Source organism: Caballeronia sp. EK, assembly GCF_014384845.1.
Taxonomy (GTDB): Bacteria; Pseudomonadota; Gammaproteobacteria; order Burkholderiales; family Burkholderiaceae; genus Caballeronia; species Caballeronia jiangsuensis.
This window is the reverse complement of sequence record NZ_JACSUE010000004.1, coordinates 518,131-532,056: the sequence shown is the minus strand read 5'-3', so window position 1 is coordinate 532,056 and position 13,926 is coordinate 518,131. Positions and strand designations below refer to the sequence as shown.

Genomic DNA, 13,926 nt, shown 5'->3' with positions numbered 1-13,926 from the left:
GTTGGAGCAGAACTGTTAAGCTGAATTGACCGAACAGTTCATGTCGATCCGACACTTTAAAAACACTTGATCTAGCCGTTCAGCTAGTCTTGACGCGGCTTTTCGGATGCGTTCGAATGACGCGAAGACACTGGTGAACAGCGAAATCGAACTGTTCACTTCGATTCACTGAACAGTTTCAGACATCATGAATGCACTTCCGCTCCACATCGACGGCGGCACCGGCGTGCCGCTGACCGAGCAGATCGTCAACCAGATCGAGGCGATGATCCGTTCTCGCCGCGTGCTCGCGGGTGCGAAGCTGCCGTCGATTCGTCAGCTCGCCGCCGAGCAGCGCATCAGCCGCTTTCCGGTGATCGAGGCGTACGACCGGCTCGCGTCGCGCGGGCTGATTCAGCCGAAACACGGTTCGGGCTTCTATGTGGCGAATCACGTCGACGAGCGCGAGAGCAACGCCGGCAATTGCGATCCGCGCCTCGCCGAAGAAGAATCGAACCAGATTCTTCAGCAGTTCAACTATCCCGGCGAGTCGCTGAAGCTCTCGAGCGGCTTCATCCCGGAGGCGTGGCGCGACGTAGAGGGTCTCACGCAGGCGATCCGTCAGGCGTCGCGCCTCGACGTATCGAGCGTGATCGATTACGCGATTCCGCACGGCGACACGAGCCTGCGCCAGCAGATCGCGATGCGCATCAACGCGCTCGGCATCGACGCCGATCTTCCGAACGTGATGATCACAACCGGGGCGAGTCAGGCGCTCGATCTCGTCGTGCGCTACATGCTGAAGCCGGGCGATACGGTGTTCGTCGAAGACCCCGGTTACTACAATCTCTTCGGACTTCTGAAGCTGCAAGGCGTGCGTCTCGTCGGCGTGCCGCGGCTCGCGAATGGTCCCGATATCGATATCGCGGAAGAACTGCTCAGGCAGCATCAACCGAAGCTCTTTTTCATCAACACGGTGTTCCAGAACCCGACCGCGACGAACGTCGCGCCGCAGGTCGCGTTCAGGCTGCTGCAACTCGCGACACAGCATGGCTTCATGATCGTCGAGGACGATATCTACGCCGATTTTCAGGCCGTGCCGACGCAACGCCTCGCATCGCTCGATCAACTCGATCGCGTGATCTATGTCGGCGGCTTGTCGAAGACGCTGTCGTCGTCGTTGCGTATCGGCTATCTCGCGGCGAATCGCGAGCTCGTGAAGAATCTCGTCGACGTGAAGGTGCTGACGAGTCTCGGCGGCACGCGATTCGCGGAGAGCGTCGCTGCGAGCCTGCTCGAACGCGGCACGTATCGCAAGTATCTGGAACGGCTGCGCAAGCGCGTGCGCGATTCGCTGTCGAGCGCGGTGCAAATGCTCGAAAGCTACGGCTGGGATGTGTTCGATGAACCGAGCGGCGGCAACTTCGTGTGGGCGAAAGTGCCGGGCATCGACGATTCGTCCGTGCTCGTCGACGAAGCGGTGAAGTTCGGTGTGACGCTCGCGCCGGGCAACTATTACCGCCCGAACGGCGAGGCGTGTGCGTGGGTGCGCATCAACTCCGCGTATGCGGGCGACCGGCGCGCGGCGCGCTTCTTCGAGCACATGAAGGAAGCCGCGGTCGCGCGCGTCTAGCGGCTTTTATCGAAGAAGCGTTCGAGCGCATCGGTCGCGTCGCTGTCTTGCGCAAGCCGTGCGTAAAGTCCCGCCGCGCCTTCGTAGATGCGATGCTCCGCGAAGTCATCGCCGATGAACTGCGCGATCTCTTCCATCTCCGCGACCCATCGATACGCTTTCGGCGGCATGCGCGGCACATTGCCCGCGAGCCACGCGGCAAGCGCGGGCTGACTCTCCGCGAGTTCGGCGAGAAGCGCATCGCCCGCGCCGTTGCGCATCGCGGCGAGCGACATGGCCGAGCCGAGCGCCGTCAGCCCCTTCGTGATGCCCGCATACGACATCTTGAGCGCGGATGCGGCGCCCACCGGTCCATCGAGCACACGCACGGCGAGGCCGGCATCGGCGAGCGGCTGAGTGCGCCGTGCATGCGGACCCGACATGTAGAACTTGGGCGAAGAAGGCATGCCGATGATCGCGCCATCGACGAATGGCGTGCCGGTCGGTTCGAGCACGCGCTCGATTTCCCTGACCGTATCGGGATTGATCGCGTTGCAGTCGATAAAGAGCGGCGGCACGCTTGCCCGTTCGAGCATGGGCGCCATGCGTTTCGCGGTGTCGATCGCGACCGCGGGCGGCACGATGGACAGAATGAATTCGCATGCCGCGAGGCCATCGAGGCTCGCGTCTTCCATGCCGGCTTCGCGAGCACGCGCGGCGCTCGCGGCGCTGCGGCCTTCGAGCGATGTCAGCACGCGCGCGCCCGATTGCGTCAATGCGCGGCCGATAGCCGATCCCATGCTGCCCGCGCCCAGAATCGCGACGGTGGGATGTTTCGATTGAGTCACTTGCAGGCTCCGTGTATCCGCGAACGAAACAGAATACGCTTGCGAACAGAGAAGCGCTCGGCCTATTCGCTGTCTTCGGTTTCGTTCGAGTGAAGATGCCAGAGCGCATCGAGTCTTTTCAGCACATCGAGTCCCTTCGGCGTGAGAAGCGGCATCGGCGCGCCAGTCGGCAGCCGCGTGATTTCGACGAGCGCCTCCTGAAGCAAACGCGCGGCGTGCTGGCCGAAGACTTCGACCTGATGAGGCGAGCGCTCAATCAGCAAGAGCGTGGAAATTTCGTGTGGACTCAGCATTCGATTCTCCAGGCGCGGGACGAGCGGAAGGGACGTATCGATACATGCTAGAGAGCGAAGCTGGCAATTCGGCTACGGATATTTTTCCGCGTGTTACGGGCGTTACATGCCTGAAACTGGTACTTATTTCACGATGGTTTCACGCATCTTTCGATTCGCCATCCTTATTATTCGCGTGCAATAAAAAAGGCGGCCTTCGAAGGGCCGCCTCTGGACTACTTCACCAACGCAACAATCAACGATGCTCCGTCACGAACTTCGTGACGAGATACGCTTCCATCGCTTCGCTGCCGCCTTCCGAACCGTAGCCCGAGTCCTTCACGCCGCCGAACGGCGTCTCCGGCAATGCGAGTCCGTGGTGATTGATCGAGAGCATCCCGCTTTCGATATCGTCCGATACCGCCGCCGACGTTGCCGCCGAGCTCGTGTAAGCGTACGCCGCGAGTCCGTAAGGCAGGCGATTCGCTTCGGCGATCACTTCGTCATACGACTTGAACGATGCGATCGGCGCGATCGGGCCGAACGGCTCTTCGGTCATGATGCGGGCGCTCATCGGCACATCGGTGAGCACCGTCGGCGCGAAGAAGTAGCCTTCGCGTCCGATGCGCTCGCCGCCCGTCAACACCTTCGCGCCCTGCTCGCGCGCATCCGCGACAAGACGTTCCATTGCTTCGAGACGGCGGCCGTTCGCGAGCGGGCCCATCTGCACGCCGTCGTCGAGACCGTTGCCGACCTTCACCGCGTTCGCGGTCGCGACGAAGTGCTGCACAAACTCGTCGTATGCAGCTTCTTCGACGAGAAAGCGCGTCGGCGAAATGCACACCTGGCCCGCGTTGCGGAACTTCGCCGATGCGAGCATCTTCGCCGCACGGGGGATGTCCGCGTCCTTGAACACGATGGCGGGCGCGTGGCCACCCAGTTCCATCGTCACGCGCTTCATGTGCTCGCCCGCGAGCGATGCGAGCAGCTTGCCGACCGGCGTCGAGCCGGTGAACGAAATCTTGCGGATCGCGGGATGCGCGATCAGATACTTCGAGACATCGGCGGGCACGCCGAACACGAGGTTCAGCACGCCGGCGGGCAGGCCCGCATCGGCATAAGCCTGCACGAGCGCCGCGCAGCTTGCGGGCGTCTCTTCGGGGCCTTTCAGCACGACCGAGCAGCCCGACGCGAGCGCGGCCGACACCTTGCGCACTGCCTGATTGATCGGGAAATTCCACGGCGTGAATGCGGCGACCGGACCGACCGGTTCACGCGTGACGATCTGGCGCACCGCATCCGTGCGCGACGGAATCACGCGGCCATACGTGCGGCGTCCTTCTTCCGCGAACCATTCGATGATGTCCGCCGCCGACAGCGTTTCGATGCGCGCCTCGCCGAACGGCTTGCCCTGCTCCATCGACATGATGGCGGCGATCTGCTCGGCGCGATCGCGGATATTCTGCGCCGCGCGACGCATCAGCTTGCTGCGCTCGTAGGGCGAGACCTTGCGCCATGCCTTGAAGCCGCGCGCGGCGGCGTCGGCTGCGAGCGAAAGCTCCGCTTCGCCTGCGAGCGCAAGACGGCCGATCTCGGCTTCGTTCGCGGGATTGATCACGGCGGTGTCGCGTGAGCCATCGCGCCAGGCGCCGTCGATATAAAGCTGGGTATTCGGATAAGCAGGAAAATCGGAACGCGTATTGCTCATGCATGTCTCCTTACAAGTGGCGTGGCCTGATGCTACGTTGCGCAACATCAAAAGATGCAAACGGCAATGTTATCCCGAACGCGTGGTATCTGCAGGTACGCACCGTGACGCCCGAATGACGAACGCCCGCCGGGACGATCCCGGCGGGCGCTCATGATGCACAGAACAGAACCGCGCGATTACATCGGCGGCGCGACGCCATCCTTCTCGACGACGATACGCTGCGCCGCGAAGTCCGAGCCCGCCGGACTCGCGACGACGAACACCTTCTTGCCCGGCTTCAGGTCGTCGTGCGTCGCGGGCGCGAAGGTCACGACAGGCACGTTTTCCGGCACCGTCACCGAGTTCGCGCCGCCCTTGTACGAGAGCTTCAGATCGCGGCCGCTCGTGCCCTGCACGACCTGATCGACATTCGCGTTGGTCATCGAGCTTTGCGGGCCCAGATCCCACGCGTAGTGGCCTTCACCCGTGCCGCGCGCGGATTCCGGGAACACAAGCACTTCGGTCGCGGTGAGCTTGCCGTCCGTGCCGGTGGTCGCTGCCGTGCCCACGAACGAGCCCGGCTTGATGTCCTGCAGCTTGATGTTCTTCAGCGCGGTGACGGGCGTATCCGGCTTGACGGCGATCTTCACCGTGTCGCCGCTGCGTCGATGGACGGTGAGCGTGTCGCCCGACAGCGACACGATATCGCCGCGAATGCGCGCGGGTTTCGCGGCGGGCGTCTGGGCGAAGGCTGCGGAAGCGAGTGCGAGCGTCACGATGCTGACGCCGAGTTTGATTCGAATCGACATGCAATCTCCTTGGAGTGATGAAAGCGGAAGCTTCAGGACCCGCCGAACCAGTTGTAACCCTGGTTCTCCCAATAGCCGCCGGGGTAGTCGTTCGTCACGGTGATCGCGACGATGTGCTTCGGGTTCTTGTAGCCGAGCTTGGTCGGCATGCGCAGCTTCATCGGGAAGCCGTATTTCGGCGGCAGAATCTGGCCGTCGTAAGTGAGCGTGAGCAGCGTCTGCGCGTGCAGCGCGGTCGGCATGTCGATGCTCGTCGAGTAGTTATCGGCGCAATGAAAGGCCACGTATTTCGCGCTCGTATCGGCACCTGCACGTGCGAGGACCTGCGCGAAGCGCACGCCGCCCCACTTGCCGATCGCGCTCCAGCCTTCGATGCAGATATGACGCGTCACCTGGCTTTCCTGCGGCATCGCGTGCAGTTCGTCGAGCGTCCAGACGCGCTTGCCTTTGACGAGGCCGCCGATTTCCAGCTTGTATGTCGACGGATCGACTTCGGGCACTTCGTCGATGTCATAGAACGCGTTGAACGGAAACGGGCGCGTGATCATCGATTCGGGATACGTCGGCGCGAGCTTGTTCGGATCGAACAGCAGCGCCTGCACGTCGTCGTTGAAGAACGAGATGCGGCGCAACATGGCGTTGACGGATTTGTCGTCGGTGATGTTGCAACCGGACAGCATCGCGAGCCCTCCGAGCGACAGAATGCGCTTGCCGAATAAACGTCGCGCGGGCGCCTTTAATTCCTTCGCCGCATCCTTGATGATGAGTTCGGCATCGGGTCTCGATTTGAATAGCTTGAGCGACATGGCTTAACGACCTCGAATCATCATCACGAGCGAGCGCGGCACGAGCGCCACCATCACGATATGCACCACGACGAACGCGACCAGAAAGCTCATGCCGAAGAAATGCACGACACGGGCATCGTCATAGCCGCCCATTAGCGTTCGAAGCAATGGAAACTGCACGGACTTCCATACCGCGAGACCCGACAGGATCACGATCACGATGTCCACGATCACCGCCAGATACGCGAACTTTTGTACGGCGTTGTAGTGCGTGAGATCGTCGTGGCCGAGCTTGCCCCGCAATGCGGCGAACGCGTCGGTGGCGATGCTCTTGATCGAGAGCGGGAACATGCGCCGACGCAGGCGGCCGGTGAGAAGGTTCATCGCAACATAGACGATGAAGTTCGCGACCAGCAGCCACATCGCCGCGAAATGCCATTGCAGCGCGCCGCCGAGCCAGCCGCCGAGCGTGACGGCGGGCGGGAACGTAATGGATTTGAAAATCGGCGATGCGTTGTAGATCTGCCAGCCGCTCGTCACCATGATCAACACGGCGAACGCGTTGAGCCAGTGCGTGATGCGCAGCCATAACGGTTGTACTTGCACGTCGTCGAGCCTCGCGATTCGATTGAGTTTTCGTCAGGCATGGTAGCGACGCGCCGCTGATCGATCGATGACCTCTCGATGACTTTTTTGTCATCTTTGGCGAGACACGCATGGGCTCTGGCTAGAATGACGGCAATCCATCGAACGCAACACGAGCATGACCATCCTCGTTATCGAAGACGACCGCAAGACCGGCGATTACCTGAAGAAAGGGCTCATCGAGTCCGGCTATCAGGTCGAGCTCGTGCGCAACGGCACGGACGGCCTGCATCAGGCGCTCGCGAACCCGTACGAGCTGATCGTGCTCGATGTGATGCTTCCGGGCATCGACGGCTGGCAGGTGATGTCGGCGTTGCGCGCGAAACGTGACCTGCCTGTCATTTTTCTCACTGCGCGCGATCACGTGACGGACCGCATTCACGGACTCGAACTCGGCGCGGACGATTATCTCGTCAAGCCCTTTTCCTTCACCGAACTCGTGCTGCGTATCCGCACGCTGCTCAGGCGCGGCGTGATGCGCGAATCGGATACGTTTCAGATCGCGGATCTGCATGTCGATGTCCTGCGCCGCAAGGTGACGCGCAAGGGCCTCGACATCGCGCTCACGAACAAGGAGTTCGCGCTCCTGCATCTCTTTTGCAAGCATCAGGGCGAGGCGCTGTCGCGCACGCTCATCGCATCGGAAGTGTGGGACATGAACTTCGACAGCGACACCAATGTCGTCGATGTCGCGGTGAAGCGGCTGCGCGCGAAGATCGATAACGCGTTCGATCCGAAGCTGATCCACACGGTGCGCAGCATCGGCTATTCGTTCGGGGAGAATCCTTGAACCGGCCTTCGCGTTCGCTTGCGGTACGTATTGCGCTTTCTTTCGCCGTGATCGTGTGTGTCGTGGTCGGGATGGTCGGCGCGTCGCTCTATCAGGCGACGAATCGCGCGCTGTCCACGCGTGCGGACTATCAGTTGATCGCACGCGTCGAGCATTTCCGCTCGCTGCTGCACGACCTCTACACGATCAAGGAAATCGAAGCGCGGCCGAAGCTTTTCGAAACGATGCTCGGCGACCGGCAGGACGTCATCTTCTTCCGGCGTGCGGGTTCGGCGCCTTTCATCAACGTGAATCCGGAACGGATGCCATTGCCGCCGTTGCATATCGTGCCGATGACGCGCGCTATCGGGCTCGACGATCTGTACGAAGGCTCGCGTGCGGATGGCGTGCGCATGCGCTGGGTCGGTGCGCAGGCGCGTATCGGCGAGAGTGGCGAAGTGGTCGAGATCATCGCGGCGCACGTGATGACGCAGGAAGCGATTGTCTTGTCGGCGTATCTGGAGCGCGTGTGGATCACGGTGATCGGCGCGGTGCTCGTGACGCTTCTGCTCGCGTACTGGGTGACGAGCCGCGGGCTCATGCCGCTCAAGGCGATGGCCGACAAGGCCGCGGAAATCACGCCTAACCGGCTTTCGGCACGGCTCGATGTCGCGCATGCGCCCGCCGAATTGCAGAGCCTTGCGGCATCGTTCAACGCGATGCTCGATCGTCTCGAACACGGTTATGAACGCCTGCTGCAATTTTCCGCGGATCTCGCGCATGAATTGCGGACGCCGATCGGCGTGTTGATCGGCGAGACGCAGGTTGCGCTCGCACATGAGCGCAATGTCGGCGAATATCGCGGTGTGCTGGAATCGAATCTGGAGGAGCTGGAGCGGCTCGCGCGCATCGCACAGAACATTCTGTTCCTTGCGCAGGCGGATCATGGGCAGCAGCGCATCGAGCGCGAACGGCTCGATATACGCGAGGAACTCGAAACCATCGGCGCGTACTTTGAAGGCATTGCCGATGAACGTCGCATCACCTTTGAAATCGACGCCGACGGCGAAATGTCTGCGAATGCAATCATGTGTCGCAGGGCCATCGGTAATGTGGTCGTGAATGCGGTGCGATATGCGACGGCTGGCACCGTTGTGCGGCTGAGCGGACATGCGGATCAATACGGCGCGCGTATCGTTGTGGGTAATCGCGGGCCGCGGATCGGGCAAGAGGAGCTTGCCAAGCTCTTCGACCGCTTTTATCGTGGCGATGCGGCGCGTAGTGAGTTCACGGAATCGAGCGGGTTGGGGTTGTCGATCGTTCAGGCAATCATGGGGTTGCATGGCGGTAGTGTGACCGCTGACTGCACTCGTGATGGATGGATCGAGTTTTCTTTGCTGTTTCCTTCTTTTCCTTCTTGAAGTTTTTTTTTCGGGGAATCCTGTGTTCGTGTCGGTTTATTGGCTCTGCCCCTGTGCGGGGCGGCAGTCACTTTCTTTGCTGCTGCAAAGAAAGTAACCAAAGAAACAGCTCGTTCAGGCCCGCGGTCACACGCACGTTGGCCATACTTGCCAGCCGTCGATGGCACTCGCCTAAGTGTCGTCCTCACAAGCATAACCGGGCTCGGCTCGCGCACGGTCTGCCGCACCGAATGTTTTAGCGCGCTGGTTCAGCACGAAAGAGTTCCGGCACTGCGCTTCGCGCTGCCGTTGGGTTCACCGGCTACGTTGATCCAGTGACCGAGGATATCGATGCGCACACGCATACGCTGTCTACTGCGGCCTTGCAAGTGCGCGGACCTCGTTGACTATTTCGCGCAGTTCGATTCGTTTCAATTTCAGGAAGTCACAACCGCAATATTGCCCGGCCCGACACTTCCTATGCGCCCTGCATTTTCGCGGCGTGTCTTACTTGCTCCACGTCGGCGGCAGCAAGCCAGTGACAATAGCCGCCCAGGGTATGCCGATCAATATCTTCCAACTTCGTTTCGGCATACTTCCCCTCACGAAAATGATGCTTTGACCAATAAGAGTCCGTGTGCCATGCATGGATGTGCAACACGTCACTTCCTATCCGTCTTTCTGCAGTGGTGAAGTGATCAAGCAAGCCAACAGAATTGGCTTGCGGGTAGGTCAACCTAAGCGCAAGTTCCCCGGCGTACATCGACAGGACTTGCTTCGACCAGTTGGGCCACTCGCCTCGAAAATCCTTAAACTCTTCCTCTAGCAGGCGGTCGCAGCACTCCATATGAGACTGCAGATAATTGCAGACCATTTCCGAAGGACCCAGCACCGAGGCCCCGACGTTATGCAAGCCGCTGTGCGGATAGCCCCATCGTCGACTACATTCAGCAAGCTTCACGCGAACAGAATCCTCGTAAGCATACGCACCGAAGCCGAAGCACAAGCCAGTCGGCTGGAATGATTTCATCGCCTGAGTTACGAATGTATCGCAGTCAGTTTTCAAAACTACGTCGAATTTTTTGCAGACGGCTAAGACTTCTGAATCCGCAAGATTGCCGACTGAATTGATGAATTTATAGTCGCCCCACCGTTCGTGAAGGCTGGAAAACGGAAGTTTCTCTATTGCAATAATTTTTGAATCGACCGGAAGTCGGTTGCGTACGGACGGATGACAAACTGCCACTATCATCGTTTAAAACTTTTGAGTAAATCAGACTCTTATAAAGCCAAAAGAACTCCTGAACCATTGCATCGTTATCGTCAACGTAAACCAAAACCCCTAGTCTGGGCAATCTCATATTCAGCTTCCTTAACCGTCGAGAACCCATCTTAACCACGCGAGCAGCCCGTGTATAGCGGGCCAAAGGATGAGCCATTGGTTATGAAAAAAATCGGAGTCATCTTATCCCACCCGTTTTTCAGCGCTCAAGGATGGGGCGGTAGATCGCTTCAACATTAACAGTGCAATGCCTTTCTGAAAACTAGCCTTAGGAACAGCAGAGCTGTCGCACTTCCATCAACAACAGTAGGTAAAAATAAGGGAGTCTGCAATGTTTACGGTAACGACCCGCACTAACGAAATGGTGCCGTTCAACGATGACTACAACGTTCATAATTTCACATGGGGCCTTGATAGAATTCGTTATGCCTTGATCGATCGCTGGAGAACTCGAAATTACGGCCGATAGGTAGTCCTTAGACGACTGCTTGAATTTGCAGTCCTTCACGATATTTCCTGTATCTTGGATTTAGCGCCGCGCGGATTGTCAAGTTCGGCGCCCACCAAAATCAGATGGCGGCGTCAGCAAGAGAGCACGCGCAGACCCGATAAACCAGTCGGCCGCGCAGCGGGCCGGAGCTATTTCGTGCTGAACCAGTGAAGCAAGCGATGCGACGAGTCAGACCGTGCGCGAGCCAAGCCCGAATGGGCCTTCGAGGGCGACACTTAGGCGAGGGCCACCGCGGGCTGGCAAGCATGGCCAAACTGCGTGTGACCGCGGGCGGTGAGAAGCTGCTTTCTTTGGTTACTTTCTTTGCAGCAGCAAAGAAAGTGACCCCCGCCCCGGGGAGGGGCAGTGCTAATAGACCACCGCGAAACCGGGATCCGGCGAAATCAAAAACAAAAACCCTCACATTACCGCCACACCCAACGCCTCCCGCCTCGCCAACAACCCATGAATCTGCGACACAACCGCCGCCCCCTCCCCCACCGCAGCCGCCACACGCTTCGTCGAACTCGACCGCACATCGCCGATGGCGAAAACCCCCGGCACGCTGGTTTCCAGCGCCATCACGCCTTCCGTGCGTCCCTCATGCGCCTCGGGCCCGGTCAGCACAAAACCCTTGCCATCGACATTCACATTGCAGTTGCGCAGCCAGTCGGTATTCGGGTCCGCGCCGGTAAAAAGAAACAGATGCCGCGAGTCGATCGTGAGCGGTCCATCCGGCGTCTTGCAATTGACGGCGGTCAGCGCGCGGCCGTCGCCATCGAGCGAAGTGATCTGCGTATGCGTGCGCACCGTGACGTTCGGCAACGAGCCGATACGCTCCACCAGATAATGCGACATGCTCGCCGAAAGCCCCGCGCCGCGAATCAGCACATGCACGTGCTTCGCATGCGTCGCGAGATAGACCACCGCCTGTCCCGCCGAATTGCCGCCGCCGACCAGCACGACTTCCGAGTTCTTGCACAGCTTCGCCTCGACCGGCGATGCCCAATAATACGTGCCGTGCCCTTCGTAACGCTCTAGCCCGGCGATGTCCGGCCGCCGATACGCCGCGCCCGACGCGATTACGACCGTCTGCGTCGTCACGCGCGTGCCGTTCTCCAGTTCGATCTGGATCGGATTGCAATCGCAATGCAGCGCCTTGATCTTGGTCGGAATCGCGATATGCGCGCCGAATTTCTGCGCCTGCACGAACGCGCGCCCGGCGAGCGCCTGCCCCGAGATGCCGGTCGGGAAACCGAGATAATTTTCGATGCGCGAACTCGCGCCCGCCTGCCCGCCCGGCGCGCGGCAATCGAACACCGCCACCGACAAGCCTTCGGACGCCGCATACACCGCCGTCGCGAGACCCGCTGGCCCCGCGCCGACGATCGCGACATCGTAGACATGCGCCGGATCGAACTCGGGCAGCCAGCCGAGCTGCGTCGCGATCTGATTCTCGGTAGGCGCGCGCAGCACCGTGCCGTCCGGGCAGATGACGAGCGGAAAATCGGACGTCGATGCCGAGATGCGTTCGAGCAGCGAGATCGCATCGGGATCGGTGCAGGCGTCGATCACCGTATGCGGATAACCATTGCGCCGCAGAAAGCCTTGCAGCGAAACCAGACGGCCATCGTCCGACTGGCCGAGCAGCACCGGCCCGCTGCCCTTTTCGATCAGCCCGACGCGCCGCAGGATCAGCGCGCGCATGATGCGCTCGCCCAGTTCCGCTTCGGCGACGAGCAGCGCCCGCAGACGCTCCGGCGGAATCACGATGCCGTCGACATCCTCGGCGGCGACGCCATCGACGAGACAGGGCTTGCCCGAAAGCTGAGCCACTTCCGCCAGAAAATGCCCCGGCCCGTGCTCGACGACGAGATGCTCCTGCCCGAGCGCGTTACGGCGCGTCACGCGCACGAGTCCCTTCAGGACGATCACCATGCCGCGCCCGGTCTCGCCCATGCGGAACATCCACTCGCCCTGACGCCAGTGCGACGCGGTGCCGAAGCGGCTCATGCGCTCTATCTCGTTGTCCGTCAGGCGCGGGAACATCTGGTGCGCGCGCGTTTCGAGCGGCGAGAACGGCGCGCTGTCGTCGGACGCGGCGGCAGCGGCCGGCGATGCCACGACGTTCGGATTGGAACTCTCCAGCGGCTCGCGCGCGCTCCACGCGACGACATTCGGCATGCCTTGACCAGGTTCGTTGAACGGCGTTGTGCTCATGCGCGATCTCCGTGTGGATAACCAGCTTCATGCAGGGATGCCGAACCCGCGGACGACGCCGCCGCCGATTTCACCGGCCAGGGGCACATCGCCGCCATTTCCGCGACCTCCTCGGGCGTGGTCGCCGCGAGCTCGCCGAACTCGGTCAGCGTCGCGACATCGAATCCGGCGAGCCGCCAGGCGTCCAGTCCGCCCGTGAGCGGCACGACGTCCCTAAAGCCCGCGTTGCGCATCGTCTTCGCCATCCACGCCGCCGACACTTCGTTCGGACACGAGCAGTAGATGACGACCTTGCGCGACTTGTCGTAGTTCTCGATGATCCTCGCGAGATCGCGCTCGTCGGCGAAGAGCGAACCGGGAATCGCGGCCGGATCGAGCATGCGCTTTTCCGGCGAGCGGATATCGAAGATCACGGGAAGCGGCTCGTCGTTCATCAGCGCATAAAGCTCGTCCACGCTGATGCGCGCCTTTTCCAGCGTCGCCATGAGCGCGCGGCGCCGCCACCAGCGATACGTGACATAGATGGCGAGCAACACCGCGAGGACGACCACCGCCTGCCGCCCGAGCTGCGAGATCATCGCGAACACCATTTCGAGCTGCGCCGCGAAGATGACGCCGACGGTCAGTCCGACCGCGCCCCACAGCGCGACGCCCCCGCCGTCGTGCGCGATGAAGCTGCGCAGCTTCACGCCCATCGCGCCGGCGAGCGGCACGGAGACGAGCGACAGACCGGGGATGAACTTCGCGACGAGCAGAATGCGCACGCCCCAGCGGCCGAAAAAACGCTCCGTCTTCTTCACGCAGGTATCGCGCGAAAGAGACAGCTTGCAGATGGTCTTGAGCGTCTTGTCGCCGTACTTGCGCCCGCCCTGGAACCAGACGAGATCGCCGAGCACGCCGCCCGCCACCGCGATGCACAGCACGCCCAGGAGCGGCGTCCAGAACGCGCCGCCGTTCACCGCCATCAGCGCGATGGACGCGCCGACGATGATCATCGTCGGCATCGCGGGCACGGGCAGCCCGAGTGCCGAGCCCATCACGTTGATGAAAACGATCGCCGGGCCGAATCGATCGACTAGCTGATGCAACAGCATGGGAATCTCCCGCGCGGGAAGGTGTGTT

General features: G+C 61.1%; 12 protein-coding genes. 3 read left to right on the top strand and 9 right to left on the bottom strand.

Going from position 1 to position 13,926, the window contains the following annotated elements; translation table 11 throughout:
• Positions 1 to 187: 187 nt before the first annotated feature.
• Positions 188 to 1,612: an aminotransferase-like domain-containing protein gene (locus tag IAG25_RS14745; RefSeq protein WP_187605497.1), complete on the top strand. Its 1,425-nt coding sequence runs from the start codon at positions 188 to 190 to the stop codon at positions 1,610 to 1,612.
• Here the strand turns inward: IAG25_RS14745 and IAG25_RS14740 are convergent.
• The 6 genes from IAG25_RS14740 to IAG25_RS14715 form a co-directional block, all read right to left on the bottom strand.
• Positions 1,609 to 2,439 (bottom strand): NAD(P)-dependent oxidoreductase, encoded by an 831-nt coding sequence (locus tag IAG25_RS14740; protein WP_187605496.1) that lies wholly within the window; start codon positions 2,437 to 2,439, stop codon positions 1,609 to 1,611. The genes IAG25_RS14745 and IAG25_RS14740 overlap by 4 nt on opposite strands.
• A 62-nt stretch (positions 2,440 to 2,501) precedes the next feature.
• Positions 2,502 to 2,732, bottom strand: a complete 231-nt coding sequence (locus IAG25_RS14735) for a hypothetical protein (protein WP_187605495.1) — start codon at positions 2,730 to 2,732, stop codon at positions 2,502 to 2,504.
• Between the two features lie 235 nt (positions 2,733 to 2,967).
• Positions 2,968 to 4,419 (bottom strand): NAD-dependent succinate-semialdehyde dehydrogenase, encoded by a 1,452-nt coding sequence (locus IAG25_RS14730; RefSeq protein WP_187605494.1) that lies wholly within the window; start codon positions 4,417 to 4,419, stop codon positions 2,968 to 2,970.
• Positions 4,420 to 4,598: 179 nt separating this feature from the next.
• Positions 4,599 to 5,210 carry a hypothetical protein gene (locus tag IAG25_RS14725; protein ID WP_187605493.1) on the bottom strand — a complete coding sequence of 204 codons (612 nt, stop codon included), beginning with the start codon at positions 5,208 to 5,210 and terminating at the stop codon, positions 4,599 to 4,601.
• A 32-nt stretch (positions 5,211 to 5,242) separates the two neighbouring features.
• On the bottom strand, positions 5,243 to 6,016 hold the full coding sequence (locus IAG25_RS14720; protein ID WP_187605492.1) for a molybdopterin-dependent oxidoreductase: 774 nt from the start codon (positions 6,014 to 6,016) through the stop codon (positions 5,243 to 5,245).
• 3 nt (positions 6,017 to 6,019) lie between these two features.
• Positions 6,020 to 6,604: a cytochrome b/b6 domain-containing protein gene (locus IAG25_RS14715; protein WP_187605491.1), complete on the bottom strand. Its 585-nt coding sequence runs from the start codon at positions 6,602 to 6,604 to the stop codon at positions 6,020 to 6,022.
• A 157-nt stretch (positions 6,605 to 6,761) separates the two neighbouring features.
• Between IAG25_RS14715 and IAG25_RS14710 the strand changes: the two genes are divergently transcribed.
• Together IAG25_RS14710 and IAG25_RS14705 are read left to right on the top strand one after the other, a co-directional pair.
• A complete protein-coding gene (locus tag IAG25_RS14710) occupies positions 6,762 to 7,433 on the top strand; it encodes a heavy metal response regulator transcription factor (RefSeq protein ID WP_035511262.1) in 672 nt (223 codons plus the stop codon).
• Positions 7,430 to 8,833: a heavy metal sensor histidine kinase gene (locus tag IAG25_RS14705; RefSeq protein ID WP_187605490.1), complete on the top strand. Its 1,404-nt coding sequence runs from the start codon at positions 7,430 to 7,432 to the stop codon at positions 8,831 to 8,833. Before IAG25_RS14710 ends, IAG25_RS14705 begins: the two co-directional genes overlap by 4 nt.
• 457 nt (positions 8,834 to 9,290) lie before the next feature.
• On the opposite strand, the gene IAG25_RS14700 is transcribed toward IAG25_RS14705, so the two are convergent.
• The 3 genes from IAG25_RS14700 to IAG25_RS14690 all read right to left on the bottom strand — a co-directional run bounded on the left by IAG25_RS14700 (position 9,291) and on the right by IAG25_RS14690 (position 13,895).
• Complete coding sequence (locus IAG25_RS14700) at positions 9,291 to 10,064, bottom strand: DUF7164 domain-containing protein (protein WP_255503698.1); 774 nt, start codon at positions 10,062 to 10,064, stop codon at positions 9,291 to 9,293.
• Positions 10,065 to 11,004: 940 nt separating this feature from the next.
• The gene (locus tag IAG25_RS14695; RefSeq protein WP_187605489.1) at positions 11,005 to 12,804 is read right to left on the bottom strand and encodes an FAD-dependent oxidoreductase; all 1,800 of its coding nucleotides are present in this window, start codon (positions 12,802 to 12,804) and stop codon (positions 11,005 to 11,007) included.
• Entirely contained in the window at positions 12,801 to 13,895 is a 1,095-nt protein-coding gene (locus IAG25_RS14690) for a DedA family protein/thiosulfate sulfurtransferase GlpE (RefSeq protein WP_375336523.1), read from the bottom strand. Before IAG25_RS14690 ends, IAG25_RS14695 begins: the two co-directional genes overlap by 4 nt.
• Positions 13,896 to 13,926: the final 31 nt, after the last annotated feature.

Excerpts from the sequence above, each read along its gene's own strand:
- IAG25_RS14710 (WP_035511262.1), top strand. The coding sequence starts at position 6,762 with ATGACCATCCTCGTTATCGAAGACGACCGCAAGACCGGCGATTACCTG.
- IAG25_RS14745 (WP_187605497.1), top strand. The coding sequence starts at position 188 with ATGAATGCACTTCCGCTCCACATCGACGGCGGCACCGGCGTGCCGCTG.
- IAG25_RS14695 (WP_187605489.1), bottom strand. The coding sequence starts at position 12,804 with ATGAGCACAACGCCGTTCAACGAACCTGGTCAAGGCATGCCGAATGTC.
- IAG25_RS14725 (WP_187605493.1), bottom strand. The coding sequence starts at position 5,210 with ATGTCGATTCGAATCAAACTCGGCGTCAGCATCGTGACGCTCGCACTC.
- IAG25_RS14720 (WP_187605492.1), bottom strand. The coding sequence starts at position 6,016 with ATGTCGCTCAAGCTATTCAAATCGAGACCCGATGCCGAACTCATCATC.
- IAG25_RS14700 (WP_255503698.1), bottom strand. The coding sequence starts at position 10,064 with ATGATAGTGGCAGTTTGTCATCCGTCCGTACGCAACCGACTTCCGGTC.
- IAG25_RS14735 (WP_187605495.1), bottom strand. The coding sequence starts at position 2,732 with ATGCTGAGTCCACACGAAATTTCCACGCTCTTGCTGATTGAGCGCTCG.
- IAG25_RS14730 (WP_187605494.1), bottom strand. The coding sequence starts at position 4,419 with ATGAGCAATACGCGTTCCGATTTTCCTGCTTATCCGAATACCCAGCTT.